Below are 25979 nucleotides of genomic sequence, written 5' to 3'. Positions count from 1 at the left end.
CCGGAACCTAACAAATCTATACATTATCTGTCGTTGCTCCGCGGCTGTTAATTGCTGATATGTTGTTGGCAAAACGAAAACCGCAGAGCGGTAACAGAACAATTCAATTTTTTTCATCCCGAAACTAAGATTTCATCAGCAATAAGGGGTAAAAAATAATAAAATTGCAAGAAAAAACGATTTTTTTATTACAAAATACTTGATGGTAATTTGAAAATATATACATTTGCAAAGAACAAATAAATTTGAATTGAATATGAACCTTTTTCTATCACTCATTCTCGTCAATATTATTATTCTCGTGGGACAACCAGGCAGAAGTGAGAATGGTGTATAGCTAAATAAACTAAACGATTTTTAAGCCCCTCTCACTTCTGCGTGAGAGGGGTTTTTAATTTAAGGAAAGTAATCTGTATAATGAAACGAGCATTAAGAAGTAACACAACAACGCAAGGGCGCAGAATGGCCGGAGCCCGAAGCTTGTGGCGTGCCAACGGCATGAAAGAAGAACAAATGGGTAAACCACTTATTGCCATTGTAAATTCATTTACCCAGTTCGTCCCCGGCCACGTGCATCTCCATCACATTGGCCAGGAGATTAAACAAATTGTCGAAAAACAGGGTTGTTTCGCTGCAGAATTCAACACCATTGCCATTGATGACGGCATAGCCATGGGGCACGATGGCATGCTGTATTCTCTTCCGTCACGCGACCTCATCGCCGACAGTGTAGAATACATGGTAAATGCGCACCAGCCCGACGCTATGATATGCATCAGCAATTGCGACAAGATCACTCCCGGAATGCTGATGGCGACAATGCGTCTTAATATCCCGACCATCTTTGTTTCCGGTGGCCCTATGGAAGCAGGAAACAATAACGGGACTGCCCTCGACCTCATCGATGCCATGGTTCTGGCCGCTGATGACAATGTTTCCGACGATGAAGTCCTGGCTGTCGAACAGAATGCCTGCCCTACCTGCGGTTCCTGTAGCGGCATGTTCACAGCCAACTCCATGAACTGTCTTAATGAAGCCATCGGACTGGCACTCCCGGGAAACGGGACCATTGTAGCAACGCATGCCAACAGAAAAAAATTATTCGAAGAGGCTGCCCACAAAATTGTGGAGCTTGCCTATCGCTATTATCGCGACGGAGACGAGTCGGTATTGCCGCGTTCAATAGCATCCAAACAAGCTTTCATGAATGCTATGACGCTCGACATAGCCATGGGGGGCTCTACCAACACTGTACTCCACCTCCTGGCTATAGCGCATGAAGCAGGTGTGGACTTTACATTAAAAGATATTGACAATTTATCACGCAAAACCCCGGTATTATCCAAGGTGGCACCTAACAGCCAATATCACATACAAGATGTTAACAGAGCTGGTGGAATTTTGGGAATATTGGCCGAACTGGCACGACACCACATCATCGACACAAACGTTGGAAGGGTCGACTATCCCACACTTGCTGATGCACTTAAAGAACATGACCTCAGAAGTCCCGATGTAACGGAAGCTGCAAAAGAAAAATATAAAAGTGCGCCGGCCGGATTTCGCAATCTTGTTTTGGGCTCTCAGAACAGTGTATACGAGGAATTTGACCTCGACCGGGAGAAGGGCTGCATTCGTGATGTTGAACATGCCTATTCTAAAGACGGTGGACTGGCTGTGCTTTTTGGAAATATTGCCAAAAACGGCTGTGTTGTTAAAACAGCCGGGGTTGATGAATCCATTTTACATTTCGAAGGAGTTGCAAAAGTCTATGAATCACAGGATGCAGCTGTCGATGGCATTCTATCGGGCGAGGTGAAAGCCGGCGATGTGGTCGTCATACGATACGAAGGGCCCAAAGGCGGTCCCGGCATGCAGGAAATGCTTTATCCCACTTCGTACATAAAATCGCGTCACCTTGGAAAAGAATGTGCCCTCATTACCGACGGCCGTTTCTCCGGTGGTACATCCGGCTTATCAATCGGCCATATTTCTCCTGAAGCAGCAGCCGGAGGAGAAATTGCACTGATTGAAACCGGTGATAAAATAATTATTGACATACCTCAACGAAATATCAATGTCGACATTTCAGACGATGAAATGGAACAACGACGTCAAAAAGAAATAAGCAAAGGCGAAATGGCTTTTAAGCCAGGTCATAGAAATCGTAAGGTATCTAAAGCACTTAAAGCTTATGCTTCAATGGCTGCCTCAGCAGATAAAGGAGCTGTAAGACTGATATAATCTAGTAATCAAGAAAAGGGAGCAGATTTTTTATTTCTTTTTTTCTAAACATAACCGTAATCGTTATGGAACCACAATCACAATTACTAATGAAGGAAAAAACCACGGAAACAACAAGAATGAGCGGATCTGAAGCAGTCATGCAATCTCTGCTCAGGGAAGGTACTTCTATTATTTTCGGATACCCGGGAGGGGCCATCATGCCTATATATGATGCTCTCCACAATCACCATGAAGAACTGCATCATGTGCTGACCAGGCATGAGCAAGGGGCGATTCACGCTGCCGAAGGGTACGCGAAGGTAACAGGAAAAGTTGGTGTATGCTTTGCCACTTCAGGCCCTGGAGCTACCAACACAGTTACGGGCCTGGCCAATGCAATGATGGATTCAACGCCCTTAGTGGTCATCACCGGACAAGTTGTTTCTTCACTCCTGGGAACAGATGCTTTTCAGGAAACAGACGTAGTGGGTGTTACCCAGCCAGTTACCAAATGGAACTATCAGGTGCGAAGAGCGGAAGACATTCCCTCAGCTATTGCAAGAGCATTTTATATTGCCCGATCCGGACGACCCGGCCCTGTTGTTATAGATATTACAAAAGACGCACAGACCAACGAACTGGATTTTAATTACGAACCGGTAAAAAGCATACGAAGCTACAAGCCAGAAAACCCTGTTGATTTTCACCAAATAGAGGAAGCTGCCAGGCTTATTAACCTGTCAAAAAAACCATTGGCACTCATTGGCCAGGGCGTAATTATGGGCAATGCCGAAAAGGAATTGCTCGATTTTATTGAAAAATCCGGTGTGCCTGCCGCATGGACATTGCTTGGGTTATCGGCTATGCCTTCTGATCATCCGCTCAATGTTGGAATGCTCGGTATGCATGGGAATTACGGTCCAAATGTTAAAACCAATGAAGCTGACCTTATTATTGCCATTGGAATGCGATTCGATGATCGTGTTACCGGGGACACTTCCAAGTATGCAACCAACGCCAAAGTAATTCATCTTGAAATTGATCCGGCGGAAATAAACAAAAATGTACATGCCGATGTTCCTGTTCTCGGAAATGTTAAAAAAACACTCCCTATTCTTACTGAAAAAATAGCAAAAAACGAACACAACGAATGGCTGCAGGAGTTTAAAGCCTGTGAACGCGTTGAGAACGACCGTATTATTGAAAAAGAAATTCGTCCTTTAAGTAAAGGCATAACCATGGGTGAAGTTATTTCAAAAGTATCAACAGCCTTTAATGACGATGCCATTATGGTTACTGATGTTGGTCAGCACCAAATGATGGGAGCCCGTTACTTCAAATTCAAACAAACCAGAAGTGTCGTCACTTCAGGTGGTTTGGGAACAATGGGATTTGGAGTCCCTGCAGCTATGGGAGCAAAGCTCGGAAGACCTGACCGCCAGGTCTGCGTTTTTGTAGGCGACGGAGGGTTCCAGATGACCATACAGGAACTGGGAACCATCTTCCAGACCCGGATTCCGGTTAAGATCGTGTTGCTCAACAATAATTTTCTGGGAATGGTACGCCAGTGGCAGGAGCTGTTCTACGATAAAAGATATGCTTCAACCGAGTTGATTAATCCCGACTTCCAGACCATTGCAAAAGGTTATCACATGCCATCGTTAAGAATTACAGAGCGTGACAACCTTGATGATGCCATTAAACAGATGGTTGATGCCGAAGGACCTTTCCTGTTAGAGGTTGTTGTTGAAAAAGAAGGAAATGTTTTCCCAATGGTTCCCGCCGGAGCATCCGTTTCAGACATCAGACTCGAATAAACGGACAATTTTTTACACCCGGCATGCCGGACGCGGCTTGATACAGGTATTAAAAAAATAAAATGAGCGTGGGGCAGGATTTATGACCACAAGGATATGTATAAATTTCCCCATGCGAATTCCATCAGGCCAATAACTAAAGTCCATATCATACTGATGAGTTTTAATTCGATAAAAACGAAACAAAATGACAACACCCTTAAAAGAAGAGTTTACACTCTCCATATATTCAGAAAACCATGTGGGGCTGCTCAATCAGATCACAACGGTTTTTACACGACGCCACATAAATATTGAGAGCCTTACCACATCGGAATCGGCTATAACCGGCATTCATAAATTCACGATTGTCGTATTTGCAACAGCCGACAACATTGAAAAGCTCGCCAAGCAAATAGAGAAGCGTATTGATGTATTGAAAGTTTTTGTTTTCCGTGCAGATGAAATTATACATCAGGAAATAGCCCTTTACAAAGTATCAACCGGATCGCTTCTTGGCGGAAACGAAATTGAAACGTTAGTACGTCAATATGGCGCAAGAATACTTGAAATCACACCTGAGTATACGGTTATTGAAAAGACCGGACATAAAAATGAAACACAGGACCTGTTCGAAAAACTCGAACCTTATGGTGTTTCACAGTTTGTTCGTTCGGGCCGTATCGCGATCACCAAAAACAAAAAAGAACTTCTTGAGACCTATCTGAAGAAGTTAGAAACCGATGAAATTCAATTAAATTAAAACAGAAATAACATTTTTTATCATGGCAAAAATCAACTTTGGAGGAACCGAAGAAAATGTGGTAACCCGCGAAGAGTTCCCTTTATCAAAAGCACAGGAAGTTTTAAAAGATGAAACCATCGCCGTCATCGGTTATGGTGTTCAGGGGCCAGGCCAGTCTTTAAACCTGAAAGACAACGGCTTTAATGTCATTGTTGGCCAGCGTAAAGATTCAAAGAGTTGGGACAAGGCTGTCAATGACGGTTGGGAACCCGGTAAAACGCTTTTCCCCATCGAAGAAGCCCTGGAAAAAGGAACCATTATCCAGTATCTTCTATCCGATGCAGGTCAGATTGCCGTATGGCCAACGGTGAAGAAACACCTGAAGCCCGGAAATGCACTCTATTTTTCACATGGGTTTGGAATTACCTATAAAGAACGCACCGGCATTATCCCTCCAAAAGACGTTGACGTTATACTGGTTGCACCCAAAGGGTCTGGCACCAGCCTTCGTCGTATGTTCCTCGAAGGCAGGGGACTGAATTCCAGTTATGCCATCTTTCAGGATGCTACCGGGAAGGCGTTCGATCGCGTAGTTGCTCTGGGAATTGGTGTCGGTAGCGGATACCTCTTTGAAACAACCTTTCAGAAAGAAGTATTCAGCGACCTCACCGGCGAGCGCGGCACGCTCATGGGAGCCATCCAGGGAATTTTTGCTGCCCAGTACGATGTACTTCGTGCCAACGGGCACTCTCCGTCAGAAGCTTTCAACGAAACCGTTGAAGAGCTCACTCAGAGTTTAATGCCCCTGGTAGCTGAAAACGGGATGGACTGGATGTATGCCAACTGTTCCACAACAGCACAACGCGGTGCGCTCGACTGGTGGAAAAAATTCCGCGATGCCACAATGCCGGTTTTTAAGGAACTTTACAGCGAGGTTGCCAAAGGCAATGAGGCACAGCGTTCTATTGATGCAAACAGCCAGAGCGATTATCGCATCAAACTCGAAGAAGAACTAAAAGACCTTCGTGAATCTGAAATGTGGAAAGCCGGAGCTGTCGTGCGAACACTTCGCCCCGAAAATCAAAAAAAGTAATCTGATAAATAAGTGTGGTATAAAAAGCATATTTTTGTCAAAATCGAGGCGTTTTAAATTTCTGTACCATAATTAACTCATTGTTAATGAGGATTTAAAAATTTAAAACAACACTGAGTTTGGCAATAAAGATGCTTTTTAGACCGGGCTCATAAATCAAAAATAATTACCGGGCAACAATTTAAGTCAATACGCATTTTTTTTGTGCGGTAATTTAGCTCTATTAATTCGTGCCCGCCTATAAAGTCGGGAAAGTTTCTTACTTATTAATGTGTCTGTTCAGAAAGTGCCGGTTGTGAGGTTCGCGAAGCCGCCAAAAACGGAGTTTACTTATTTATCATAAATGGGTAATTTTCGGAAAAGCATAGTATTGTAAATGGCACTATATGGACAGACACTAAGTTCTATGCAAAACAAACCGGGAAATCCGGACTGAAAAACAATAGTACTATGAGCAACAAAGTCTATATTTTCGACACCACACTGCGGGATGGCGAACAAGTCCCGGGTTGCCAGCTGAATACCATCGAAAAAATCGAAGTGGCCAAACAGCTGGAAAAACTCGGCGTGGATATTATCGAAGCCGGATTTCCGGTTTCCAGTCCGGGTGACTTCAATTCGGTGGTCGAAATATCCAAAGCCGTAAGCAACCCCGTTATTTGTGCGCTCACCAGAGCCGTTAAAAAAGACATTGAAGTAGCTGCCGACGCCCTGAAAAATGCTAAAAAAGGGCGTATTCACACGGGTATAGGCACTTCTTTCTACCATATTAACTACAAACTGAAGTCGAATCCCGAAGAAATCATAAAAAGAGGCGTCGAAGCCGTAAAATATGCACGTAATTTTGTTGACGACGTTGAGTTTTATGCCGAAGATGCCGGACGTACCGATAATGAATATCTGGCCAGAGTAGTGGAAGCTGTGATCGCTGCCGGAGCAACGGTGGTTAATATCCCCGACACAACGGGTTATTGTCTGCCACAGGAATATGGCGAAAAAATCGCCTACCTGATGAATAATGTTCCAAACATTGACAAAGCAATTATCTCAACCCATTGTCATAACGACCTCGGCATGGCTACAGCCAATACTATCACGGGAATCCTGAACGGCGCCCGCCAGGTAGAAGTTACTGTTAACGGAATTGGTGAACGCGCCGGTAATACTTCTCTCGAAGAAGTGGCCATGGCCATTAAAAGCCATAAAGAGCTTGACCTGGAGACCAGCATCAACAGCAAAGAAATTATAAAAAGCAGCCGTCTGGTATCGACCCTGATGCGCATGCCAGTTCAGCCCAATAAAGCCATAGTCGGACGAAATGCGTTTGCACATTCCTCGGGAATACATCAGGACGGCGTCTTAAAGAACCGCGAAAATTACGAAATCATTGACCCGGCCGAAGTAGGTGTCAAAGAATCATCAATTGTACTGACTGCCAGAAGCGGACGTGCAGCATTGAAACACAGGCTCCAGGTTTTGGGATACGATTTCGAACCTCAGGAACTTGATGAAGTATATCAACGTTTCCTCGAACTGGCCGACAAAAAGAAAGACATCACCGACGAAGATTTGCAAATACTTGCCGGAAAAGGACAAAATAAGGAAAATAAACCGATTCAACTGGAACTTCTGCAGGTAATTTGCGGTAAATCGACAGTCCCGACAGCGACCGTGCAGGTAAGTTTCAATGGTGATGTATTTACAGAAACCGCCTCGGGCAACGGCCCCATTGATGCAGCTTTCACAGCCGTAAAGGCGTTGATCAAGCGCCGGGTACGTCTCGAAGAGTTTCTTATTCAGGCAATTACCAGAGGTAGCGACGACCTCGGTAAAGTTCATGTGCAGGTTGAGCACAAAGGCCAGACCTATTATGGCTTTGCAGCTCATACCGACATCATTACCGCATCGGTAGAAGCATTCCTCGATGCCGTTGGGAAAATTGCATAGATAAGTGCGGTATAATTTTTGTTAAACTCAAGGCATTTTAAATTTATATACCAATGTTAACTTATTGTTAATGAAGAATCAAAAATTTAAAACAACAATGGGTTTGGCAACAAAGATGCTTTTTAGACCGGACTTATAGAGGCTTTTTGGTGCAGAAGAAAAATAAGTTCGTGCCCGTCTAAGTCAGGAAAAGTTGTGAAAAATAATGTGTCTGTTCAGAAAGTGCCGGTTCCAAGGCTTGCGAAGCCGCCAAAAACGGAGTTTACTTTTCATCAGTATAAAATTAGTCTAAGTTATTGGTCTGATGGAACTCGCAGGCAAGAACTTATACATATTCTTATTGTAACAAACTTTGCCATGCTCGTTTCGTAAATGAGTATTTGGGCGGCAAGCGTAACGCAGTAAATGGTACTTAATGGACAGAGACAAGTTAGTAACCTTAAAAAACGATAATACCTTGGCAGGAAAAACTTTATTTGAAAAAATATGGGACAAGCATGTAGTAACAACAGTTGATGGTGGTCCCAGTGTGCTTTACATCGACCGTCACTTTGTTCATGAAGTGACCAGTCCCCAGGCTTTTGCAGGTTTAAGGAACCGTGGCATAAAAGTCCGTCGACCCGAAAAGACAGTGGCAACCGCCGACCATAACATTCCAACCCTTGGTCAGGATCAGCCCATCCGTGATGAATTGAGCCGTTTTCAGGTCAATAAACTGGCTGAAAATTGCGAGGAGTTCGGAGTTTCTCTATTCGGGCTCAACCATCCATGGAATGGTATTGTTCACGTTATAGGGCCCGAACTGGGTATTACCAAGCCAGGCATGACCATTGTCTGCGGCGACAGTCATACCTCCACTCATGGTGCCTTTGGAAGCATTGCTTTTGGTATCGGCACCAGCGAAGTAGAGATGGTGCTGGCTACACAAACATTACTTCAGAACAAGCCCAAAACCATGCGCATCAACGTTGAAGGCGACCTTGGAAAAGGAGTAATGTCTAAAGACATTGTGCTCTACATTATCTCACAAATTGGAACCGGTGGCGCAACCGGTTACTTCGTAGAATTTGCGGGATCGGCCATTCGAAGTCTTTCCATGGAAGCAAGAATGACCATCTGTAACATGAGTATTGAAATGGGCGCACGCGGAGGAATGATCGCTCCGGATGAAACCACTTTTGAATACGTTAAGGGACGCGAGTTTGCGCCTAAAGGCACCGAATGGGACAAAGCCATTGAAGAGTGGCGGCAGTTGCCATCAGATGCTGATGCAGAATTCGATAAAGAGCTGACTTTCAACGCCGCCGATATTGAGCCGATGATCACTTATGGTACCAACCCGGGAATGGGAATTGGCATCAGTAAGCGTATCCCCAAAATGGAAGAAATTGAAAAATCAACTCAGGCTACATTTAAAAAGTCGTTGCAATATATGGACTTTCAGCCTGGCGATCCTATGATAGGAAAGAAGGTTGATTATGTTTTCCTGGGAAGCTGTACAAACGGACGAATTGAAGACCTGAGAGCATTTGCATCATTTGTTAAAGGAAAGAAAAAGGCGGAAAATGTTACCGCCTGGATCGTTCCGGGAAGTCATCAGGTTGAAGCTCAGGCCGAAAGAGAAGGAATCCGTCAAATTCTCGAAGAGGCAGGATTTGAAATGCGTCAGCCCGGATGTTCTGCATGCCTTGCCATGAACGACGACAAAATACCTGAAGGAAACTATGCTGTTTCCACTTCCAACAGGAATTTTGAAGGCCGCCAGGGGCCTGGCGCCAGAACCATGCTTGCCAGCCCGATAACCGCAGCTGCTGCAGCCATTACAGGAAAAATAACCGATCCGCGTGACTTTCTTTGAGTCACAGAGGAAAAACAAGAATAAAATCAGTTCAAAACTGATATTCTGGTAAAACAATAATAAAACTAATTAGGATAAAAAATGCCAATAGATAAATTCGTAAAACTGAAATCTACCTGTGTCCCGCTACCAATTGAGAATGTAGATACCGATCAGATCATTCCCGCCAGATTCCTTAAAGCCACAACCCGTGAAGGTTTCGGGGACAATCTGTTTGCCGATTGGCGATATGATAAATCAGGTAAACCAAGAAAAGATTTTGTTTTGAACGACCCAAAATATTCCGGGAAGGTATTGGTGGCCGGACAAAACTTTGGCAGCGGGTCAAGTCGTGAGCACGCCGCCTGGGCGCTGGCAGGTTACGGATTCAAAGCAGTTGTGTCCAGCTTTTTTGCCGATATCTTTAAGAATAACTCACTCAACAACGGGTTATTACCGGTTCAGGTTTCAAAAGAGTTTCTTGAAACACTTTTTAATGCCATTGAAAAGGACCCCGCCACAAAAGTGGAAATTGACCTTGAAAATCAGAAAATCACGATTCTCCCCGACAGGCCGTCAGAGTCGTTCGACATCAATCCCTATAAGAAAAAATGCCTGCTTAACGGATTTGATGATATCGATTATCTTTTAAACATCAGCGACCAAATTGAAGCCTGGGAGAAAGAACACGCCTGACCCGCCGCTGAATCCAGGTACATGTATAAACCTATGAGGTTGCCTGGAAGATTTTTTCCGGCATCCTCAATCAACTAAAGCCGATGAAAACCATAGAATTGATGGATACCACCCTGCGGGATGGTGAGCAAACAACGGGCGTATCATTCAACGATGCCGAAAAGCTGGCCATCGCCCGTTTGTTACTGGAAGAGGTGAAGGTTAACCGCATCGAGGTGGCCTCGGCAAGGGTCTCCGAAGGTGAACTAAAAGCTGTAAAACGATTAACCAAATGGGCAGAAAAACAAAATTGCCTTGAATGTATAGAAGTACTGGGCTTTGTTGACGGAACAACTTCCCTCGACTGGATAGAAGAGGCCGGCGGTAAAGTACTGAATTTATTGACCAAAGGATCGATAAGACACCTTACCGGTCAATTGCGAAAAACCAAAGAAGAACATTTGGCCGACATAAAAAAGGTGATCGCTGAAGCCGAAAAAAGGGATATCAAAGTAAATGTTTACCTCGAAGACTGGTCGAACGGAATGCTGAATTCCCCTGATTATGTCGAATTCATGGTTGATGGAATTTCCCGGACTTCTGTTCGCCGGATCATGTTACCCGATACCCTTGGCATATTAAATCCCGATCAAACCTATGAGTTTTGCCGGGCAATGACCCAAAAATTCCCGGATACCCATTTCGACTATCATGCCCATAACGATTACGATCTCGCGGTAGCCAATGTCTATTATGCCATTAAAGCCGGAGTAAAAGGCATTCACACCACCGTTAACGGCCTTGGTGAAAGAGCAGGCAATGCACCGCTGGCAAGCATAATCGGTGTGATGAACGACCACCTGAAGGTAGAAAACACCATTGATGAGAGTAAACTCACAAAAATTTCGCGCATGGTCGAAACATTCTCAGGTGTCCGGATTCCTGCCAACAAACCGCTGACGGGCGAAAATGTCTTTACACAATGCAGCGGTGTTCACGCCGACGGTGACAACAAAGACAACCTTTACTTCAACAACCTGATGCCTGAACGGTTTGGCCGCGTGAGACGTTACGCTCTTGGCAAAACATCGGGAAAAGCCAACATTAAGAAAAACCTGGAAGACCTTGGTATTGAACTAGGGCCGGAGGATATGAAAAAGGTCACTAAAAGGGTGATCGAACTTGGCGATAAGAAAGAGAATGTTACGCCCGAGGACCTTCCCTATATAATTTCGGATGTCCTTAGAACCGAGCGCCTCGATAACCGGATCAAGCTTAAAAACTATCACCTTGCCATAGTGCAGGGTCTGAAACCTGTTGCAACGGTCAGCTTGCAGATTAACAAAGATGTGTTCAATGAAACATCTGTCGGAGATGGCCAATATGATGCTTTTATGAAAGCTATGTGGTGCATTTACGATAAGTTGGGGAAAGAACATCCGGTACTGACCGATTACCAGGTGTCCATTCCTCCCGGCGGAAAAACGGATGCACTGGTGGAAACCATTATTACCTGGGAATTCAAAAATCAGGAATTCAAAACAAGAGGGCTTGATGCCGACCAGACAGAGGCAGCCATTAAAGCCACCCTGAAAATGCTTAATATTATCGAAAACAAAGAAAGCGGAGTAGTCATTAACGGAAAATCTTAAATAATCACATGAAGTTAAACATTGCTGTACTGCCCGGCGACGGTATCGGGCCCGAGATTGTTGAGCAAGCCAGGAAAGCCCTGGATGCTGTTTTTGCTAAAAAAGGTCATGAGGCTGTTTACACCGAGGCGCTTGTCGGTGCCACTGCCATCGACAAAACCGGAAATCCATATCCCGATGAAACACACGAATTGTGTATGAACTCAGATGCCGTTCTTTTCGGAGCCATAGGCGACCCCAAATACGACAATGACCCCAAAGCAAAAGTCAGGCCGGAACAAGGCCTGCTGGCCATGCGAAAAAAACTTGGCCTCTATGCCAACATCCGCCCGGTAGCTACCTTTCCTTCTCTACTTCATAAATCGCCATTGCGTGCCGATCTGGTAGAAGGGGCCGACTTCGTAGCTATACGTGAACTGACGGGCGGCATATACTTCGGCCGGCCTCAGGGACGTTCCGAAGACGGGAAAACCGCTTACGACACCAATGTATACACCGTGGAAGAAATTGAAAGAATAACCCGTTTGGCCTTTGACTTTGCCATGAAACGCCGTAAAAAGCTAACGGTGGTAGACAAAGCCAATGTGCTGGCAACATCAAGACTTTGGCGTGAAACCGTACAGGCCATTGCACCCGACTACCCGGAAGTAGACGTCGAATATATGTTTGTGGACAATGCGGCGATGCAAATTATTCAGTGGCCAAAGCGTTTTGATGTGATGGTAACCGAAAATATGTTTGGGGACATTCTTACCGATGAAGCCAGTGTTATTACCGGATCACTGGGTCTTTTGCCCTCGGCTTCCATCGGACTGCACACCTCGGTTTTTGAACCCATTCATGGTTCATATCCACAGGCTGCGGGTAAAAACATCGCCAATCCGCTGGCTACAATCCTGTCTGCCGCGCTCATGCTTGAATCCGCTTTCGACCTGAAGGAAGAAGCAACCATGATCAGGAAAGCAGTAGATGCCTCATTGGAACAGGGGAAAGCAACCGAGGACATTGATAAAACCAACCCTTTATCTACATCGGCCGTAGGCGACTGGATTGCTGATTACATTTCGTCCATGTAGAGGTTTCTTAATGATATGTCTGTTCTTCCAAAGTAAGCCGGTTTCAATAAGTAACCGGCTTTTTTGTACAAACGAGTACGGTATAAATTGAAACGAGCATGACAAAGTTTGTTTTAATAGATAATTGAGTGCAGTCTAAAAAGCCTTTTAACCCCTAAATCTCCTAAAGGGGACTTTTTCAAACTGCTGATTTTTAGCAGTTCCCCTTTAGGGGGTCAGGGGTAAAAATGGTAAAAATCAGCAGTTTGAAGGCTTTTTATACTGCACTCATTATTATATTTTTAGATGGTAGATGGTAAGATGTAAGACTAAAACGGGCCTGACAAGGCATACCACGACAAGAATATGTATAAAGCCTTGCATGCGGGTTCCATCCGACCTTAATAAATAAATTATATACGGATGAAACGAGCATGGCAAAGTTTTTCCACAGTCATAATATGTATAAGTTCTTACATGCGGGTTCCATCCGGCCTTAATAATTAAATTTTATACGGATAAAAAATAAGTTTTATCTTTGAATTTCGTTATAAAGGCACAAAAATTGAATTTGCCGCATAACCGTTAACTGTAATTTTTTTCAAAGAAAAACCAATGAGACAATTTTTTTTCATTTTCTCCGTACTTCTCGTTATATTTTTTTCAGGCTGTAATAAGAACAAATATCAAATTAAAGGCACTATTTCCAACGCAGAAGGAAAAACCCTTGTTCTTGAAAAAATGCAGCTTGACAGAAACCTGCCGGTTGACAGCGTGGCACTTAACAAAAACGGAAAATTTTCGTTCACGGGAGAACGTTTAAATATCCCCACATTTTTCAAGCTTCGGCTTTCCCCGGCTAATTTCATAACTCTTTTGGTAGATACTACCGAACATGTAACCATAACGGCAAACGGCAAAAATCTTGAAGATACCTATAGCGTAGAAGGGTCTTTAGGTTCCAGAAAAATACAAATACTCAATCAAAGGCTCAAAACTCTCAGGGGAACCGTCGACAGCCTGATGACAGTTTATGAATCACTCCCGGAAGAAGAGAACTCTTACAGGAAATCAGAAATAGGCCGTCAACTCAAAAATGCCATGGATGAACACAAGAATTTTATCGCAACCTTTATAATGGATAATCCACGTTCGTTCGCCAGTTACTATGCCCTTTTCCAGCGCCTCAGCGACAATACGCTGGTTCTTAACGTTATGGACAAAAAAGAACAGGTATACTTTGCGACCATTGCCACAAGCCTTAATCTCCTTTATCCGGAATCGCCGCGTGTGAAACAACTCTATAATTATGTACTTAGCGCCAAAGCACAGGAAAAACAGGAACAACTTCTCAAAGAGATCGAAGCCAAAGCAGAGGAAACCATCCCCGAAATCAGTGAAAAAAACATACATGGCGAAGAAATAGCTCTCTCTTCGCTCAGAGGAAAAGTGGTGCTTCTTTCATTTTGGGCATCATGGGATGAAACATCACGCCGTGCTAACGACCATCTGAAAAAAGTTTATGAAAAATATCACGACCAGGGTTTTGAAATATATCAGGTGTCGCTCGACAGAAGTAAAGTGTTGTGGGAAAATGCCGTCGTAAAAGATGAGCTTCCCTGGATCAATGTCAGTGATTTGAGGTATACCGATTCATACCCGGCACGGCTTTACAACGTACGTCAACTCCCGGCAAACTATCTCATCAGCAGAGACGGAGATATTATCGGAAAAAATCTTTTCGGAAGTATGCTTGAAGAAAAACTTGAGGAAGTATTATAGCATCGTTTCGCTTGAGGTTAATATGCACTTCAGAATCAAATAATAAGCCGTTTGTGTCCGTGGTCATTATCCCCATTAAGGCCAGATGTAAGGACAAGCTGTGAAACTTTTCGCTTCAACTTCTCGACCTGCAGCGGTTTAGACAAAAAATCACTGGCGCCCAGCTTTTTGGCTTCTCTAACATGTTCTTTTTCCGAAAGACCGGACATAATTAGCACCGGACAACCCGAACGCAGTTGCCTGCGAATGAATCTGATCACATCAAGACCTGAATTACCCGGCATAATCATGTCGGTAATCACCAGATCGAAGCTTTCTTTCCTGAGTTCAGCAATGGCCATGCTCCCGTCTCTGACGACCTTCACCTGATGACTATCATCGCCAAGCACTTTGCCGATAATTGCGGCAATTAATCTGTCATCTTCACATACTAAAATTCTGGCCATACTGTTTTATAACTCTTTGTATATTTACAACAGTCCGCTAAACTTATGCAGCAGCGTGCAAAATCCAACGGTCTATCTTGTTTACGTGACACAAAGTAAAATGTTTCCACATGGCAAATTGCACCATTGACTCTACTCTGTTTTCTTCGATAAAATCCTTTACGGCCTGGTGAACCACATTATGAAGCTCCGCGAAAATAATCAATGAGTACGGTATAAAAAGCATTTTTTTGTCAAAATAAAACGAGCATGGCAAAGTTTGTTTAAATAGATTATTAGATTATTAGATTATTAGATTTAAGTAATTTAGTCAGTAGTTTTTAGTCAGTAGCCAGTAGTATGAATTATAAACACAACATACGTCTTTGCGTTTTAGCTTTTTTACCAACCCTTGCAACACAACAGTTTGCCCGTATAAAGATAGTGATGAAACGAGCATGGCAAAGATTGCCACAATAAGAATATGTATAAGTTCTTGCATGCGAGTTCCATCCGACCTAAATAAATTATATACGGATGAAAGAAAACAATTTTGCAACCATGTTGCAAAATTCAGATCGAAATATTATTTTTGCAACATGGTTGCAGAGACACAAAATATAACAAAATTACTCAGGGCCTATGGTCTCTCCGGAACGGCAATCAGAAAAGAGATAATTAAACATTTCCGGGGTGACGGGGTCGCTCTTACACAAAAAGAACTGGAAGAGAAACTGCCGGATCAAACGGACAGGGTAACTCTTTACCGTACCCTCAGGTTATTCACTGAAAAAGGAATACTTCATAAAATTGTAATTGACGACAACACCAGGAAATATAAACTGGCCGGCAACTTTAAACGCAACGATCACGCACATTTCTATTGCATCCGGTGTCACAAATTAATTTGTATGCCCCAACTTGATATTGACCGTGACCAATTGCCCAAAGGATTTGAATTTTATTCTGCACGACTGATTGTAGAAGGCATCTGCAACAAATGCAAGAAAAATCCTGAAAAAACCAAATCATCCGGTAAGAAACCGGAATCGAAAGAACAGAACCAGAAAAAAAGACAACAATACCGTTAATAAACACAGCTCTCCACATTATGGTGAAAAAAGTATTAAAAAGAATACTCTTTATCCTGATTTTCCCGGCTCTTATTTCACTACAGGGCTGCCTCCAGCGACAAAAAGAAGAATCAGGAATTACAGTTTCCATTGAACCTCTGAAGTATTTCGCGGATCGGCTTACATCCGAACAGGTAGATGTTATGGTTATGGTACCGATGGGAGCAAGTCCGGCCACTTATTCTCCCACGACACAACAATTGATGAAACTGTCGGATTCGAAACTCTATATCAGCATAGGTCATTTAGGCTTTGAACTATCCTGGATGCCACGCATAAAAGATATCAATCAAGACTTAAAAATACTGACGCTCTCGGATGAAATAGAATTAATAAGCGCAAAGGATGAAGTTTACGGAGACCATGTTCATAAAGGAGGAGTAGAACCTCATATCTGGATGTCTCCAAAAACGGTAAAGGCATTTTTACCTGAACTAAAAGACGGTCTCATCAACGCTTTTCCCGAACATAAAGAGATGATTGAAAAAAATTATTCTGAACTTTACAAGGAGGTAACCCGCCTCCATAATGAATTTACAGCCTTAACTCAAACGTTGTCTCAAAAAAAATTCATGATTTTCCATCCGGCCTTGTCATACCTTGCCAGGGATTACGGTCTCGAACAAATCTCCATTGAGCATGAAGGGAAGGAACCCTCTCCCCGCCAACTGAAGAATCTGATAGATTTAGCGAACAGGGAAAATATCAGGCTTATCTTCATACAGGCCGAATTTGACCAGCGCAACGCTCAAATGGTAAAAGATGCAACAGGAGCGGAGCTGGTCGTCATCAATCCTCTGGCCTACGACTGGACTGAAAATTTATATGGTATAAAACAACTTCTGGAAAAACATCTGACACAACCATGAATTCAAAATTACCTCTGGTTTCAATAAAAAATGTATCGGCAGGATACAACGGCAACCCCGTTTTGACAGATGTCAATCTTGACATTTACCCCTACGACTTTATCGGTGTCATAGGCCCCAATGGAGGAGGCAAAACCACTCTTTCAAAAGTTTTGCTCGGAATACTTAAACCAATTCGTGGCCAGGTACTTTTCCCCTCCGGCCGTTTAAATATTGGCTATCTGCCCCAAGTCTCACAAATTGACCATGCTTTTCCAATCACCATAAGAGAAGTTGTACTATCAGGAAGCTTATCGGGGCAGAGTTGGTGGAAGCCGGTTTCGGGAAAACTCCGGGAAAAGGCGGACAGGCTCATTGCCCAAATGGGACTCGACGGACTGGAAGACAGGCCTATTGGCGAACTCTCGGGAGGCCAGTTGCAGAGAGCCCTGCTTGCCAGAGCCATCATCAACGATCCTCAACTCCTTGTGCTCGACGAACCTGACACTTTTGTGGACCGTAATTTTGAAGGCGAATTGTATCAGCTGTTAGAAAAGCTGAATGAATCCATGGCCATTTTCCTTATTTCACACGACATTGGAACCATTTCATCTATCGTTAAAACCATTGCCTGTGTGAACGGAATACTGCATTATCACCCGTCGAATGTGCTGACAGCAGAGATGCTTCAGGTTTATAATTGTCCTATCGACTTAATCACTCACGGACAAATACCACACCGCGTTTTAAAAAAGCATTAATCACTATGGAAAACTTATTGTCCCTCTTCGAATACCAATTTTTCCAGAATGCGCTTCTGGCTGCAATACTTACAAGTTTGCTGGCTGCCATGACAGGCACCTACATTGTGAGCCGGAAAATTGTTTTTATCAGCGGAGGAATTACGCATGCCTCATTTGGAGGAATAGGAATGGCCTATTATTTTGGTGTTAATCCTTTCCTTGGTGCAGTCGTTTTTGCGATTTCCACAGCACTGGGTATAGAATGGATTGCAACAAAAGGAAAAGTAAGAGAAGACAGTGCCATTGCCATATTATGGTCGCTCGGAATGGCCCTGGGCATTATCTTCGTTTTCCTCACCCCGGGATATACACCGAATCTCATGAGTTTTTTGTTTGGAAGCATCCTGTCGGTAGGCACTGCCGACCTTTGGATCCTGAGTGCTGTTCTCATCATGACAACAGGATTCTTTATATTGTTTTTCCGTCCGATTGTTTATACCGCTTTCGATCCGGAGTTTTCAAAAACAAGGGGAGTCCCGGTTGCTTTAGTCAGAAATATTATGGCCATACTCATAGCACTGGCCATTGTTTTAAGCATCAGAACAATGGGTATTATACTGGTATTAAGCCTGTTCACCATACCTCAAAACACCGCCTTTTTGTTCTCAGGAAATTTTAAACCCATTATATTCGGCTCGGCAATTTTCGGCGTTACCGGATCATTAATCGGCCTGCTGGTCGCTTCGTGGTTGAACATACCGGGAGGAGCAGCCATCATTTTTGTATTAACACTACAGTTCTTACTTATTAAAGGAATAAAGCTGCTTGTCAGCCAAAAAAAATGATGATATTGTCTCGATAACCCCCACTGAAACGTGCAGATTGAAGACAGTCACTACTTGCCTTTTCTTTGTTTCCACCGTTCTTTTGTGACCAAAGAACCTATTGCGGCCACCACAATGTAAAACGGGTATAAAAGAGAATAAATCAAAAAATGAAGCAAGGATAATGTAACAGAAAAAAAACTTTTTCCCGAAGATAACAAATACCAGTCGGACAACATCTTTATCAAAAAAGCAGCCGCCCATATTAATAATACCCCAACATTCCGGAAACTCGCGCAAAGAAGAAATGCAACAACAAAATTGGTCAGGAAAATGATTAACACAGTAATCAAAGTAAAGCGATCTTTATATCGTATGCTTTTCCCCCCCCACCTCATTCTTTGTAACAAAAAATCTTTAACCGACTTTACAGGAACAGTTCTGACCATGGCTTGTGCCGATTTAAGATAAACAACCTTAAATCCAAGTCTTTTAAAAGCATGAAGCAGAAAAACATCATCGCCCGAAAGGTAATCCCGGCCTTCAGTATATCGGGATGCTTCAAGAAAAGATTTCTTCTTAAAAGCCAGATTCGCCCCGCTGCAAATAACCGGACGGCCTTCACCAATTGCCCCGGCCGTCACCATTTGCATGGCCAGATAATCGATCTGCTGAAAATTTTCCAGAACACTGTTTCCGCCAACCATCTCTACCGGCATCACAATCATATCCGGATTGCTACTCACGTAAGCCTCTGCAATGGTTTGCAACCAGTCTTTTCCAAATCTGCAATCGGCATCTGTTGTGACAATCAACTCACCTGTTGCTCGTGATATCCCATAGCGAAGCGCATCTTTCTTCCCGGAACCATCTGAAGAAAGCAATCTGAGCCATGAATATTTTTCCTGAATTCTTTTTAGCTTTTCCGGACCCCTGTCCTTAGAGCCATCATCTACCATGATGACTTCGAGGTGATGATGAGAAAACCGCTGACGGGAAAGTTCGTGGATCAACGATTCCAGATTTCCGGCTTCATCACGGTACGGTACTATCACCGATATAAAAACATTGCCCGATAATCTGTGCTGCGTGTTTATCTCCTTTAACCGGTGCCAGCCATGACCAAACATCAACAGAAGCCAGGAATAAGCAGGCAACAACACCAATGATACGATCAACAAATACTCCATAACTCAATAAAAACGGGCAGTTACATATAAAACCGCCCGTCAAAATAATACAGAAATTTCACAATCCGTTTTACCTTCGCGTCAAAATCCAGTTCTCCATTTTTTCCTTCTGAACAAACATTTCCTGTGCCTGACGCGCATCAATCAAAGATTCATAAGAAGCAGCACTCACCATAAACAGATTGTTTCGTTTAAACACAAATGCATCCTGATAGCCTTTCTCTTTCAATTTCTTTACGAGGGCATCGGCATTGTTTTCATTCTTGAAGCTACCCACAATAATGTGGTGACGGGGGCCGCTTTTAACCTTCTCTTTCTTTTCGGCCTCTGCTTCTTTAGCGGCTTGTTCCTTTTTGAGAAATTCTTCCTGTTGTTTTTTTATTGCAGCGCTGTCAATCCCGGGTTTTTTTGCAATGGTATCAACCACTTCGGTTTCAACGGGAACTTGTGTTTCCTCTTCCGCTGTCCGGTCTTTAATGAAAAGAAAATAAACAAGCACCAAGGCGACGGGAATCAAAATAATCAACAAAATAAGCCACCATGGCCATCCTCTTCGATCTTCAATCACTGTTTTATCATGAGTTGTGGTTGTCGCGCCACCCGATGTGGTAATTTTTTCTTTCCCGAAAGAAGTGCCCTTGCCACCGGCAGCACTTTTTTCAGATTTTGTTTCGGTTTCTTTCTTCTTATCTTCCAGGTTAAGCCACTTTTTGTCCTCCCTTGCAGCCGTCTTCTTTTTCTGCCCCGGAGCCTCCTCATTTTTTTCATCATCCGGGGTTGCTTCTCCCGAAGGGGCTTCATTGTCGATATCGAGTAGTCCGGAATCTTCTTCTGCCTCCGGCGTTTGTGGCTTCTCGTCCGGGATCAGATCGGCAACACCAGAATCCTGCGTGAAGCGTAAAACCCCGTTCTGATCTTTGGTAAAACGACCAAGTTTTTCAATAGTGTACGCTCCCTGCTCGTCGAGTTCCTGCTTTATTTTATCCACAAAATCAGAAACACGCTGTGTTGCTTCATCGGTATCAATACCTTCCTGTTTACTCACGTGGTTGATCAACAACCCGTCATTAAAACTAAGGAAATTGTTAAACAACACGGTGGTACCGGCATCGCGTGATACTATAAAAGCCCCGAAGTTGGGCACAATCACGCGGTTATTGTTCTTTATCAAATCAAGTAAATACTGTTCCATATCAGGCAAATGCTTTTAAAACAATCATTTTCAGAACATAAATATAAAGAGTTTTATACAAAAACAAAACTCCCGGAAAAACATTTATACCTTTGCAGCGTGAGAACAATCTTTTCCTGAAATGGTAAAAATAAAATCAAATACAGACGGGTTCCGGGGCATCAACCCTGTTGTAACAATGGGAATGTTTGATGGCGTTCATAAAGGGCACGAAGCCCTGCTCTCTCTTTTGGTAAAAAAAGCACGTGAATCAGAGGGCGAATCCGTCGTTTTGACTTTCTGGCCACACCCCAGGATAATACTTGAACAAGACCCCGGTAATCTTAGGCTGCTAACTACCCTTGAAGAAAAAACCTTCCTTTTGAGCGATGCCGGCGTCGATCATATTATCATACTCCCTTTCACTAAAGAACTTTCGCGGCTCCCGGCCGAAGAATTTATCAAACAATATCTTCTGGGAAAGATCGGGATGAAACATCTTGTAGCAGGATACAATCATCGTTTTGGACATGGAGGGATTACCAAAGCACAACTAAAGGAGCTATCCGAAAGATATCATTTCGGCATCGACTTTTTTGGCCCAACCCTTGTGGGAGGCGTAAAACCAAGCTCAACAACAATCAGAAAACTGATTGCCGACGGGGATGTATGGGAGGCATCAAAACTACTTGGCCGATTCTACAGTCTGAAGGGGCGCATAGTCGGAGGCCGCAGACTGGGACGGGAAATCGGGTATCCTACCGCCAACATAAAAATGGAAGACCCGCTGAAACTTATCCCGCATGATGGCGTATATGCCTGTCGGGTACATTTGCTTGGCCAATACTTCGGCGGAATGATAAATATTGGTGGAAGGCCCACTGTTGATGGTGACTCCGGTCCCAAATCGCTTGAAGTTCATATTTTTGATTTTTCCCGTGAAGCCTACGCCGAAGAAATAACAGTTGAATTCATTAAACGTACCCGTCCGGAGATAAAATTCCCCAACCTTGAAGCATTGAAAGAAAAACTGAAAAAAGATGAGGCGGATGTAAGGATGATTCTGAAGAACAGCAGCATCTTATAGTATCATTTATACCGGCCCGGCGTACCATTCATACTTAGCATATTTCACAACTATTTAGTACCTTTGCACTCTTGAAAAGAGTATAACAAGATTTGCAACAACTTTTCACTGCCGGCACCGGATGATTCGGGGAAATGCCGGAAAAATTAAACCATTACCAACAAAACTTTATGGATTACAAAGTAAAAGACATATCGCTGGCAGAATTTGGCCGGAAAGAGATAGAAAACGCTGAAAAAGAAATGCCCGGATTGATGGCATTACGCCAAAAATATGCAGAAGAAGCCCCGCTGCGTGGTGCAAAGATCATGGGGTCGTTGCACATGACTGTACAAACTGCGGTTTTAATTGAAACTTTGACCGCTCTGGGTGCCGAGGTTCGCTGGGCTAGTTGTAACATTTATTCCACTCAGGACCATGCAGCTGCTGCAATTGCCAAGACGGGAGTATCCGTTTTTGCCTGGAAAGGAGAGACTTTGGAAGATTACTGGTGGTGTACCGAAAAAGCCCTTGACTTTGGAGACGGCAAAGGGCCCGACATGATTGTAGACGACGGAGGCGATGCAACATTGATGGTTCATAAAGGTGTCGAAATTGAGAAAAACCCTTCACTTCTTGACGAAGATTACAGTGAAGAAGGAGAAGATTTCCGCGAGTTGATGGCACGCCTGAAAATTACCTATAAGGAAAACCCTCAAAGGTGGCAAAATGTTGCCAAAGGAATGAAAGGGGTGAGTGAAGAAACTACCACAGGCGTTCACAGACTTTACCAGATGATGGAACGAAACGAATTGCTTTTCCCGGCCATTAATGTCAACGATTCGGTTACAAAATCGAAATTTGACAACTTGTACGGTTGCCGCGAGAGCCTGGCCGACGGGATAAAGCGCGCCACCGATATAATGGTTGCCGGTAAAACCGTAGTTGTCTGCGGATATGGCGATGTCGGTAAAGGATGTGCTCAAAGCATGAGAGGGTTTGGCGCCAGGGTTCTGGTAACTGAAATTGACCCGATATGTGCCTTGCAGGCTGCAATGGAAGGTTATGAAGTGACCACAGTGGAAGATGCCGTTAAAGAAGCCGACATCTTTGTAACAGCCACCGGAAACCGTGATGTAATAACCGTTGAACACATGGGCCAGATGAAAGATATGGCAATTGTTTGTAACATCGGGCATTTCGACAACGAAATACAGGTAGAAAAACTGACTGCACTACCGGGAATCAAAGAAACCAATATAAAACCACAAGTCGATCAGTTTACATTCAGCGACGGGCATAGTATCATCCTTTTATCGCGTGGCAGGCTGGTAAACCTGGGAAATGCAACAGGACATCCCAGTTTTGTAATGAGTAACTCTTTCTCAAACCAAACACTTGCTCAGCTGGAATTGTGGAAAAACGATCACGAAACAGGGGTATATACTTTACCAAAGCACCTCGACGAAGAAGTGGCAAGACTCCATCTTGGAAAACTTGGCGTTAAGCTCACCAAACTGACGCCCGCGCAAGCTGCATACATCGGGGTAAAACCGGAAGGCCCCTTCAAACCTGATCATTACAGGTATTAATGACAGCAGGCCGTTAATACGAAGAAGTTACCACCAGATATCCGTCTGTAGTTACACTGGTATTGTAGCGCTGTAATCCCCTGCCAGCCGGGCCGTCAACCACATCGCCCTGAGGGGAGGCAATCAGAAATTTTGAGTGACAGCATTCGCATACCGCAAATTCCGTATCTTCTTCAACGTCAACATTAACACTACATGTCGGTTTTTTTTCGTACGGGCACATAAGATCAAAAGCATAATAAGTGCCCCCCATATTATAAACAACAATGCCATTGATACCAACATAGGAACCGTCCATATCCCTTCTGGCGGTAAAAACAGTTTTTGAATAGCGTGGATTAGTAAGATCAAAATACCCTGTAAATTGCCTTTGGGGAAAATCATCTTTTTCTCCACACCCTGAATTCATTAAGAGAAGCATTGCAAAAACAAAAAAAGTGAAAAACTTTTGCATAAATAACCTGTTTACAACGTCATTTTAATCTTCCGAACGAAATCAAAATTTGATCCAATATTTGGTTTTATCAAAAGTTGGGGCTAATTTAGGACTTTAAATTAAACGGTAGCTCATAAATGGACGACATCTTTGGAGAAATAATATACATCGTCTTAATGTTGGCGATTTTTATCTTCTCGGCCCTCAAAAAAAAGAGGCCCGCAGGCAGTGATATGCCCGAACGGGAAGTAAAAAATCCAATGGATGAAGTCTTTCCCCCTTTCAAAGAAATATTTGAAGATGAAGAACCGGAAAGCCAAAGCCGTGAAACGGTTCCTCCTTCAAAACCAAAAGCTGAGACCAGGGAAACATTGAAGGATGCACCCTTTGTAAAAGAAGATTACGTTTTTACTTCCAATACATCGCCCGGAGATGCCCGGCGTCAACGAAAAAATAAAACACCCGGCAGACAAACTGTCCTGAAATCGGAACAAGACCAGCCTGCCATCGATGAAGCCACACTGCAACACCCGCTGGAGTGGTTTGATTTGAGAAAGGCGGTCATCTACTCAGAAATACTCAAAAGACCCGATTATTAGGAACTTCAGTTTGTCCGGACTCTTCTTTTTTTATTCAAAGAACATTTGCTAAATTTGCAGCAAAGAGTCCCGGACATGCAATGTGTCCCGGGATTCTTTTCTTTTTATATACCCATAAAACCTGAAACAAGTCAAATAAATAGGAGGAACAAAAAATGTCTAATACCAGTTACATCACCCAGTCGGGATTAAAAAAGTTGCGGGAAGAACTGGCCCAGTTAGAATCGGTTGAGCGACCGAAAATCTCGAAACAAATTGCAGAAGCCCGCGACAAGGGAGACCTTTCGGAAAATGCAGAATACGATGCAGCCAAAGAAGCTCAGGGACTCCTGGAAATGCGTATTGCAAAACTTAAAGAAATCATCGCAAACAGCAGGGTGATCGATGAATCAAAAATCGATACCTCCAAAGTTCAAATGATGAACAAGGTCAAAATAAAAAATCTCAAGAACAATTCAGTGATGACCTATACATTGGTATCTGACTCTGAGGCAGACCTGAAAGCGGGAAAAATTTCCGTGTCAACACCCATCGCAAAAGGACTAATCGGGAAAAAAGTAGGAGACAAAGTGGAGATTAGAGTTCCATCCGGAGTTGTGCCCTTTGAGATCATTGATATTTCTTTGTAATTTTAGATGCATAATTACGACAGATATTATATTTGTTTTGAATAATAGAGACTGAGCTATGGCAACTATTTTTTCTAAAATCGTGAAGGGAGAAATTCCCAGTTACAAGATTGCAGAAGATGAGCACTATTACGCTTTTCTTGACATCAACCCGCTGGCCAAAGGTCATACTCTCGTTATCCCGAAACAGGAAACTGATTACCTGTTCGATCTCGAGGATGACTTGCTGGCAGGAATGATGGTCTTTTCGAAAAAAGTAGCCAGAGCTATTGAAAAAGCCGTTCCCTGTAAACGAATTGGTGTAGCAGTTTTGGGACTGGAAGTTCCCCATGCACATATCCACCTGGTACCCATCAATGCCGAAAGTGACATCAGCTTTTCGAAGCCCAAGCTGCAACTGTCAAAAGAAGAGATGCAGGCTATCGCCGATAAAATAAGACAAAGCATTTAAGTACGGGCATTTATTGCATCTAAAAGCCGTCCCCGGGGCAAAAGCTCCGGGGACGGCTTTTTTT

Annotated in this window: 23 protein-coding genes; 19 read left to right on the top strand and 4 right to left on the bottom strand. The window is 43.5% G+C overall.

Annotated features, from left to right (window positions below):
- The first annotated feature begins 417 nt into the window (after positions 1 to 417).
- The 10 genes from ilvD (at position 418) to ATH1_RS0108550 (ending at position 14808) form a co-directional block, all read left to right on the top strand.
- Complete coding sequence (gene ilvD / locus ATH1_RS0108595; protein WP_029164041.1) at positions 418 to 2244, top strand: dihydroxy-acid dehydratase; 1827 nt, start codon at positions 418 to 420, stop codon at positions 2242 to 2244.
- A 65-nt stretch (positions 2245 to 2309) separates the two neighbouring features.
- The gene (gene ilvB / locus ATH1_RS0108590) at positions 2310 to 4043 is read left to right on the top strand and encodes a biosynthetic-type acetolactate synthase large subunit (RefSeq protein WP_029164040.1); all 1734 of its coding nucleotides are present in this window, start codon (positions 2310 to 2312) and stop codon (positions 4041 to 4043) included.
- A gap of 187 nt (positions 4044 to 4230) precedes the next feature.
- On the top strand, positions 4231 to 4785 hold the full coding sequence (ilvN, locus tag ATH1_RS0108585; protein ID WP_010420238.1) for an acetolactate synthase small subunit: 555 nt from the start codon (positions 4231 to 4233) through the stop codon (positions 4783 to 4785).
- A 22-nt stretch (positions 4786 to 4807) separates the two neighbouring features.
- Positions 4808 to 5860: a ketol-acid reductoisomerase gene (ilvC, locus tag ATH1_RS0108580; RefSeq protein ID WP_010420235.1), complete on the top strand. Its 1053-nt coding sequence runs from the start codon at positions 4808 to 4810 to the stop codon at positions 5858 to 5860.
- A 450-nt stretch (positions 5861 to 6310) separates the two neighbouring features.
- Complete coding sequence (locus ATH1_RS0108575) at positions 6311 to 7807, top strand: 2-isopropylmalate synthase (RefSeq protein WP_010420232.1); 1497 nt, start codon at positions 6311 to 6313, stop codon at positions 7805 to 7807.
- A 457-nt stretch (positions 7808 to 8264) separates the two neighbouring features.
- Complete coding sequence (leuC, locus tag ATH1_RS0108570; protein WP_029164039.1) at positions 8265 to 9665, top strand: 3-isopropylmalate dehydratase large subunit; 1401 nt, start codon at positions 8265 to 8267, stop codon at positions 9663 to 9665.
- An 81-nt stretch (positions 9666 to 9746) separates the two neighbouring features.
- On the top strand, positions 9747 to 10340 hold the full coding sequence (gene leuD, locus ATH1_RS0108565) for a 3-isopropylmalate dehydratase small subunit (protein ID WP_010420226.1): 594 nt from the start codon (positions 9747 to 9749) through the stop codon (positions 10338 to 10340).
- Between the two features lie 83 nt (positions 10341 to 10423).
- Entirely contained in the window at positions 10424 to 11971 is a 1548-nt protein-coding gene (locus tag ATH1_RS0108560; protein WP_010420223.1) for an alpha-isopropylmalate synthase regulatory domain-containing protein, read from the top strand.
- 8 nt (positions 11972 to 11979) lie between these two features.
- A complete protein-coding gene (leuB, locus tag ATH1_RS0108555; RefSeq protein ID WP_010420219.1) occupies positions 11980 to 13047 on the top strand; it encodes a 3-isopropylmalate dehydrogenase in 1068 nt (355 codons plus the stop codon).
- A 594-nt stretch (positions 13048 to 13641) separates the two neighbouring features.
- Positions 13642 to 14808 carry a TlpA disulfide reductase family protein gene (locus ATH1_RS0108550; protein WP_010420217.1) on the top strand — a complete coding sequence of 389 codons (1167 nt, stop codon included), beginning with the start codon at positions 13642 to 13644 and terminating at the stop codon, positions 14806 to 14808.
- Between the two features lie 35 nt (positions 14809 to 14843).
- Here ATH1_RS0108550 and ATH1_RS0108545 read toward each other — a convergent pair whose 3' ends face one another.
- Positions 14844 to 15254 (bottom strand): response regulator, encoded by a 411-nt coding sequence (locus ATH1_RS0108545; protein WP_010420215.1) that lies wholly within the window; start codon positions 15252 to 15254, stop codon positions 14844 to 14846.
- Positions 15255 to 15832: 578 nt separating this feature from the next.
- Here ATH1_RS0108545 and ATH1_RS0108535 point away from each other — a divergent pair.
- The 4 genes from ATH1_RS0108535 to ATH1_RS0108520 are packed head-to-tail and all read left to right on the top strand — an operon-like array spanning position 15833 to position 18802.
- Positions 15833 to 16324: a Fur family transcriptional regulator gene (locus tag ATH1_RS0108535; RefSeq protein WP_044115099.1), complete on the top strand. Its 492-nt coding sequence runs from the start codon at positions 15833 to 15835 to the stop codon at positions 16322 to 16324.
- A 20-nt stretch (positions 16325 to 16344) separates the two neighbouring features.
- Positions 16345 to 17235, top strand: a complete 891-nt coding sequence (locus ATH1_RS0108530; RefSeq protein ID WP_010420208.1) for a metal ABC transporter solute-binding protein, Zn/Mn family — start codon at positions 16345 to 16347, stop codon at positions 17233 to 17235.
- On the top strand, positions 17232 to 17975 hold the full coding sequence (locus ATH1_RS0108525) for a metal ABC transporter ATP-binding protein (protein WP_010420205.1): 744 nt from the start codon (positions 17232 to 17234) through the stop codon (positions 17973 to 17975). The genes ATH1_RS0108530 and ATH1_RS0108525 overlap by 4 nt, the downstream gene beginning before the upstream one ends.
- A gap of 5 nt (positions 17976 to 17980) precedes the next feature.
- Entirely contained in the window at positions 17981 to 18802 is an 822-nt protein-coding gene (locus ATH1_RS0108520) for a metal ABC transporter permease (RefSeq protein ID WP_010420201.1), read from the top strand.
- Positions 18803 to 18852: 50 nt separating this feature from the next.
- Here the strand turns inward: ATH1_RS0108520 and ATH1_RS0108515 are convergent, their stop codons facing one another.
- A complete protein-coding gene (locus ATH1_RS0108515) occupies positions 18853 to 19971 on the bottom strand; it encodes a glycosyltransferase (RefSeq protein WP_010420199.1) in 1119 nt (372 codons plus the stop codon).
- A gap of 70 nt (positions 19972 to 20041) precedes the next feature.
- Positions 20042 to 21163, bottom strand: coding sequence for an SPOR domain-containing protein (locus tag ATH1_RS0108510; protein ID WP_010420197.1), 1122 nt, complete (start codon positions 21161 to 21163; stop codon positions 20042 to 20044).
- A 121-nt stretch (positions 21164 to 21284) separates the two neighbouring features.
- Here ATH1_RS0108510 and ATH1_RS0108505 point away from each other — a divergent pair, with 121 nt between their 5' ends.
- Complete coding sequence (locus tag ATH1_RS0108505; RefSeq protein WP_010420193.1) at positions 21285 to 22229, top strand: bifunctional riboflavin kinase/FAD synthetase; 945 nt, start codon at positions 21285 to 21287, stop codon at positions 22227 to 22229.
- A 170-nt stretch (positions 22230 to 22399) separates the two neighbouring features.
- A complete protein-coding gene (gene ahcY / locus ATH1_RS0108500; RefSeq protein WP_010420190.1) occupies positions 22400 to 23800 on the top strand; it encodes an adenosylhomocysteinase in 1401 nt (466 codons plus the stop codon).
- A gap of 13 nt (positions 23801 to 23813) precedes the next feature.
- On the opposite strand, the gene ATH1_RS0108495 is transcribed toward ahcY, so the two are convergent.
- Complete coding sequence (locus ATH1_RS0108495) at positions 23814 to 24254, bottom strand: Rieske (2Fe-2S) protein (protein ID WP_010420187.1); 441 nt, start codon at positions 24252 to 24254, stop codon at positions 23814 to 23816.
- A 119-nt stretch (positions 24255 to 24373) separates the two neighbouring features.
- Between ATH1_RS0108495 and ATH1_RS0108490 the strand changes: the two genes are divergently transcribed.
- The 3 genes from ATH1_RS0108490 (at position 24374) to ATH1_RS0108480 (ending at position 25915) form a co-directional block, all read left to right on the top strand.
- Positions 24374 to 24835 (top strand): hypothetical protein, encoded by a 462-nt coding sequence (locus ATH1_RS0108490; protein WP_029164037.1) that lies wholly within the window; start codon positions 24374 to 24376, stop codon positions 24833 to 24835.
- Positions 24836 to 24990: 155 nt separating this feature from the next.
- Positions 24991 to 25464 (top strand): transcription elongation factor GreA, encoded by a 474-nt coding sequence (gene greA, locus ATH1_RS0108485; protein ID WP_010420181.1) that lies wholly within the window; start codon positions 24991 to 24993, stop codon positions 25462 to 25464.
- A 58-nt stretch (positions 25465 to 25522) separates the two neighbouring features.
- Positions 25523 to 25915, top strand: a complete 393-nt coding sequence (locus tag ATH1_RS0108480) for an HIT family protein (RefSeq protein ID WP_010420179.1) — start codon at positions 25523 to 25525, stop codon at positions 25913 to 25915.
- The last annotated feature ends 64 nt before the right edge of the window (positions 25916 to 25979 follow it).

The sequence above is a fragment of the Anaerophaga thermohalophila DSM 12881 genome (genome assembly GCF_000191885.1).
Lineage (GTDB): Bacteria > Bacteroidota > Bacteroidia > Bacteroidales > Marinilabiliaceae > Anaerophaga > Anaerophaga thermohalophila.
This window is presented reverse-complemented; position numbering and strand designations above follow the sequence as displayed.

Bases quoted from the DNA above. Each gene is read 5' to 3' on its own strand.
- ATH1_RS0108530 (WP_010420208.1), top strand. From the start codon at position 16,345: ATGGTGAAAAAAGTATTAAAAAGAATACTCTTTATCCTGATTTTCCCG.
- ATH1_RS0108545 (WP_010420215.1), bottom strand. From the start codon at position 15,254: ATGGCCAGAATTTTAGTATGTGAAGATGACAGATTAATTGCCGCAATT.
- ahcY (WP_010420190.1), top strand. From the start codon at position 22,400: ATGGATTACAAAGTAAAAGACATATCGCTGGCAGAATTTGGCCGGAAA.
- ilvB (WP_029164040.1), top strand. From the start codon at position 2,310: ATGGAACCACAATCACAATTACTAATGAAGGAAAAAACCACGGAAACA.
- ATH1_RS0108510 (WP_010420197.1), bottom strand. From the start codon at position 21,163: ATGGAACAGTATTTACTTGATTTGATAAAGAACAATAACCGCGTGATT.
- ATH1_RS0108560 (WP_010420223.1), top strand. From the start codon at position 10,424: ATGAAAACCATAGAATTGATGGATACCACCCTGCGGGATGGTGAGCAA.
- leuD (WP_010420226.1), top strand. From the start codon at position 9,747: ATGCCAATAGATAAATTCGTAAAACTGAAATCTACCTGTGTCCCGCTA.
- ilvD (WP_029164041.1), top strand. From the start codon at position 418: ATGAAACGAGCATTAAGAAGTAACACAACAACGCAAGGGCGCAGAATG.
- ATH1_RS0108480 (WP_010420179.1), top strand. From the start codon at position 25,523: ATGGCAACTATTTTTTCTAAAATCGTGAAGGGAGAAATTCCCAGTTAC.
- ATH1_RS0108550 (WP_010420217.1), top strand. From the start codon at position 13,642: ATGAGACAATTTTTTTTCATTTTCTCCGTACTTCTCGTTATATTTTTT.
- ilvC (WP_010420235.1), top strand. From the start codon at position 4,808: ATGGCAAAAATCAACTTTGGAGGAACCGAAGAAAATGTGGTAACCCGC.
- ATH1_RS0108575 (WP_010420232.1), top strand. From the start codon at position 6,311: ATGAGCAACAAAGTCTATATTTTCGACACCACACTGCGGGATGGCGAA.
- ATH1_RS0108525 (WP_010420205.1), top strand. From the start codon at position 17,232: ATGAATTCAAAATTACCTCTGGTTTCAATAAAAAATGTATCGGCAGGA.
- leuB (WP_010420219.1), top strand. From the start codon at position 11,980: ATGAAGTTAAACATTGCTGTACTGCCCGGCGACGGTATCGGGCCCGAG.
- ATH1_RS0108495 (WP_010420187.1), bottom strand. From the start codon at position 24,254: ATGCAAAAGTTTTTCACTTTTTTTGTTTTTGCAATGCTTCTCTTAATG.
- ATH1_RS0108520 (WP_010420201.1), top strand. From the start codon at position 17,981: ATGGAAAACTTATTGTCCCTCTTCGAATACCAATTTTTCCAGAATGCG.
- ilvN (WP_010420238.1), top strand. From the start codon at position 4,231: ATGACAACACCCTTAAAAGAAGAGTTTACACTCTCCATATATTCAGAA.
- ATH1_RS0108490 (WP_029164037.1), top strand. From the start codon at position 24,374: ATGGACGACATCTTTGGAGAAATAATATACATCGTCTTAATGTTGGCG.
- ATH1_RS0108535 (WP_044115099.1), top strand. From the start codon at position 15,833: ATGGTTGCAGAGACACAAAATATAACAAAATTACTCAGGGCCTATGGT.
- ATH1_RS0108505 (WP_010420193.1), top strand. From the start codon at position 21,285: ATGGTAAAAATAAAATCAAATACAGACGGGTTCCGGGGCATCAACCCT.
- greA (WP_010420181.1), top strand. From the start codon at position 24,991: ATGTCTAATACCAGTTACATCACCCAGTCGGGATTAAAAAAGTTGCGG.
- ATH1_RS0108515 (WP_010420199.1), bottom strand. From the start codon at position 19,971: ATGGAGTATTTGTTGATCGTATCATTGGTGTTGTTGCCTGCTTATTCC.